Origin of the sequence: Shewanella sp. 11B5 (genome assembly GCF_002836795.1) — a bacterium.
GTDB lineage: Bacteria > Pseudomonadota > Gammaproteobacteria > Enterobacterales > Shewanellaceae > Shewanella > Shewanella frigidimarina.
Genome location: NZ_PJAP01000888.1, coordinates 1 through 3,338, shown reverse-complemented (window position 1 = coordinate 3,338; position 3,338 = coordinate 1). Strand labels below are relative to the sequence as shown.

Here is a 3,338-nt window from a genome sequence, read left to right as displayed (position 1 = left end):
TTTTTTGACCACCGCCGACGCCTAGTGTAATACCGATGCGATCGGTATCGTACTGTGCATCAATACCTGCATCAGCTAGCACTTCTTTGGCGACCACTAACGATAAAAGTTGTGAGGTGTCTGTTAGTTCGAGGATATTAGGGGGCAAGCCAAATTCCATTGGATTGAAATCGACTTCAGGTAAAAAACCACCACGTTTACAGTAACTTTTGTCGGCCATTGATTTATCGGCATTGTAGTAATCTTCAGCATTCCAATGGCTTTCTGGAACGTCGATAATCGCATCAATTTTTTCGCTGATTAAATCCCAAAACTTGTTTAGGTAACGTGAGTTAGCAAAAATACTCGCCATGCCGACAATCGCGACAGGCATGTCTTTTAAGCGTTTGTTTAAACGCTTATCTTTATTACTGGATTGGCTCATATGAGTCTCCGTTTGATAACTGAGGTTCAGTTATCTGGTGTTGGGATCCAGCTGCATCAATGGTGCTAGTGGATACTGCGGCTGGTTGACTTGCTCCAGGAAAACGAGCAAGAAAAGTGTGATAGTTCCGAACCAATAACTTACGTAAATGAAATGGTCCGTGCTTTAAGACATGCGTTATATAGCGATTACTCGCTTGGGTATGGCTGTCTTGATAAATATCGAGGTAAACCCAGTCAGACTTAAAATCGACTCCAAGCAAAACAGAATAGGCTTGCTGCTTCGTTAATTGAGGCGGAATACTTAACGACACCACTTGCACTACATTGTCCGGATCTGGACTTGGCAGGGACAAAGTATCGGCTAAGGTCTTAGGGTTAACGGTATAGGTTTGTATATCAGCTCCCTGAGTAATCGGCAGCTGATTGAAGAATTTTTCCGGCACAAAAGGGCTGTCAAATTCGTCTAGTTTAGAGACCCCAAAACGCTTTAGGCAACGGGCAAGACCGGAGCGAGAGACATTGGGGTTGATAAATTCTTGGGTGACTTTTAGTAGCCGATCTAAAGGCATTTTTAATTGATAACGCAAGCCCAGCATCACGTATTCTTCCATCGGAGATAGTGTGGTGTTGAGTTTGTGCGGGGTATTAGGGGTGTTATCGATTGAGTCACGTTTACGCCACTTACGTACTGTGGCTTCGCTGATATTGAGGATTTTGGATAACTGACTGACACTGTAATCGGATTGCTGAATAAATTGACGCATTTCAGGCGTCGTCGTCGCATTACGGTGTTGAACCGTTTTTTGGCGAGGCTTGCCCTTAAATAAACCTGATTCTAAATGTGTGGTTATCTTTTTTGTCATCTAGACCGGGATTCCAAATAATCTATTGGGACTTTAGCGCATTTAAACTTACCGATACTTACTTAAGTCATACTTAAAGAAGTTAAAAATTAGTCTAAATATCCATTTATGCTTTTTTTAGCACAAAGCACATTACCTGAGGTTTCACTCCGATACAATCACCCGAGACTGAAAACGATATCTTAGATGTAAAAAAACATTTACTTAACGAATACTTGAAGTGATAACCGTTGTCTGCCAACAATGTTAATCGGCAAGATAAGCTACTACTAGCTAAGTGACTATCTACATAATCCTGTTATCGGTACTTACTGCCAGCCTCACAGCTAGGTACTAATCATTTTCTCGTTGATGGGTATTGGCTTTGCAGGTGGCATGATAGTTTAGCAAAGAGCATTTAGGGGGGGACCATATTGATTGCTGTTTAGAGTCCTGCCATCGTCGTTATAACTTGCAGAAATATTGATAATCCCAGCGATAAAGCATTTAATTTTAAGCCATCATATATGTGTTCATGATGGATCTCAGTAATCGACTTAACTGGATGTTCTCTTTTATATATTATGCGTTACTCAATTTCCTTATTCATATGGATGTTGCGGTAGAGTACCCCATACTTACTGAATTAAAGTTAAAATCCAGCAATTTATAAGTGCATCATGGCAAAATGAGAAAAAACCACAGAGTACTGTCAGAGGCATAGTCGGTGGTATTGTAAAAAGCTGAATTGTTATTAGGTTTTTCCCCAATTCATTGTTTGGAGTATGTTGTGTATAAAACAATCTTTATTGAGCTTTGAGTTCATATATTGGCAGCATGATGCAATAAGATTAGATGTGATTTATTTTTCCTGAATGCTTGGTAATTAAACTAATAAGGCTTTATATGTTAGATATTCGTCAATTATATTATTTTGTCACAGTTGCTGAAGAAGAGCATGTCGCACGAGCGGCTGAGCGCCTGCACATATCTCAGTCTCCATTAAGTAGGCAAATTGCTCAACTTGAAGAAAAACTCGGCTTAACGCTTTTTGAGCGCAAAGCAAAACGGATAAAGCTCACTACCGATGGACAAACTTTTTTAAAAGAAGCGAAAGCATTATTAACTCATGCGAAAAGGCTTGAATCTTTAGGCCAACGTCTTGGGCGTGGAGATGAAGGAGGGCTTTGTATTGGTTACGTTGATAGTGCTATGTACTCGAGTATATTGCCTGATTATTTAAGAAATTTAAGACAAGATAAACCCAATACTCATGTAGCTCTTTATAATCAAACAAGTCATCAACAATTAGAGGGCTTACTTCAAAGAAGCTTAGATATTGCTTTAGTCGATGAGTTACAAGAAGGCAGTAGTGTGCTCTCCTTTGCTAAAATTTATGAGGACCCCATGCTTTTGGCTCTCGCAGATGATCACCCTTTATTACTCAAAAATGATATTCAAATTGAGGATATTAAGTTGCTCTCTTGGTTATCGATTAAAGGGCAAAGTAAAAAGTCTTTTATAGATATTTGTGCTGTAAACGGATTCTCGCCAAACATTATAGCTGAAGTAGATGATCCTATAAGCGCATTAGGTTTAGTTGCTGCTGGTACTGGAGTCGCTATGATTCAACAAAGTTTAAAGCAACAATTACCCAAGAATGTAACTACGTTGTCACTCATACCTTTAAGTTATAACACTTCTCTGTGGGTCGCTTGGCATAATGAGATTCTGCGTCCACTAGTGAAGTATTTTCAAATGAAATTAACGAATAAAGTATGAATTTATTTTCAATTAAATAATTACTTAAATGATACAAAAATGCCAATGGTGTTTATTGAATCACCATTGGCATATAAGTTTAACTAAAGTGAGCTTTTAATGCTTCAAGACCATCTGAGTATATTTGAAAAAAAAGCGCTTCAACTTCAGAGTCTGTTGCGGAATCCAATGGTAAAAAAGAACCAGACCAAATCACTTCAGACGTTTCACTATTGATACTTTTTACCTTTAGAGTTGAAAAGTAATTAGTCACAGGAAAAGGAGCCTCTAATATAGAGTAGCTATAGC

4 protein-coding genes are annotated in these 3,338 nt (G+C 38.7%); 1 reads left to right on the top strand and 3 read right to left on the bottom strand.

The annotated features are described in order from the left end of the window. Both CXF78_RS17735 and CXF78_RS17730 read right to left on the bottom strand, forming a co-directional pair. Nucleotides 1–424: beta-ketoacyl synthase N-terminal-like domain-containing protein (locus CXF78_RS17735; RefSeq protein WP_145991550.1), on the bottom strand; the 424-nt coding region annotated here is incomplete at its 3' end. After that, the gene (locus tag CXF78_RS17730; RefSeq protein ID WP_011636696.1) at nt 408–1,289 is read right to left on the bottom strand and encodes a COG3415 family protein; all 882 of its coding nucleotides are present in this window, start codon (nt 1,287–1,289) and stop codon (nt 408–410) included. The genes CXF78_RS17735 and CXF78_RS17730, both read right to left, overlap by 17 nt. Nucleotides 1,290–2,174: 885 nt before the next feature. On the opposite strand from CXF78_RS17730, the gene CXF78_RS17725 reads away from it, so the two are divergent. Then, the gene (locus CXF78_RS17725; RefSeq protein ID WP_102037502.1) at nt 2,175–3,050 is read left to right on the top strand and encodes a LysR family transcriptional regulator; all 876 of its coding nucleotides are present in this window, start codon (nt 2,175–2,177) and stop codon (nt 3,048–3,050) included. A gap of 79 nt (nt 3,051–3,129) precedes the next feature. Here the strand turns inward: CXF78_RS17725 and CXF78_RS21670 are convergent. Then, a partial coding sequence (locus CXF78_RS21670; protein ID WP_219622090.1) for an SRPBCC family protein occupies nt 3,130–3,338 on the bottom strand: 209 nt, incomplete at its 5' end.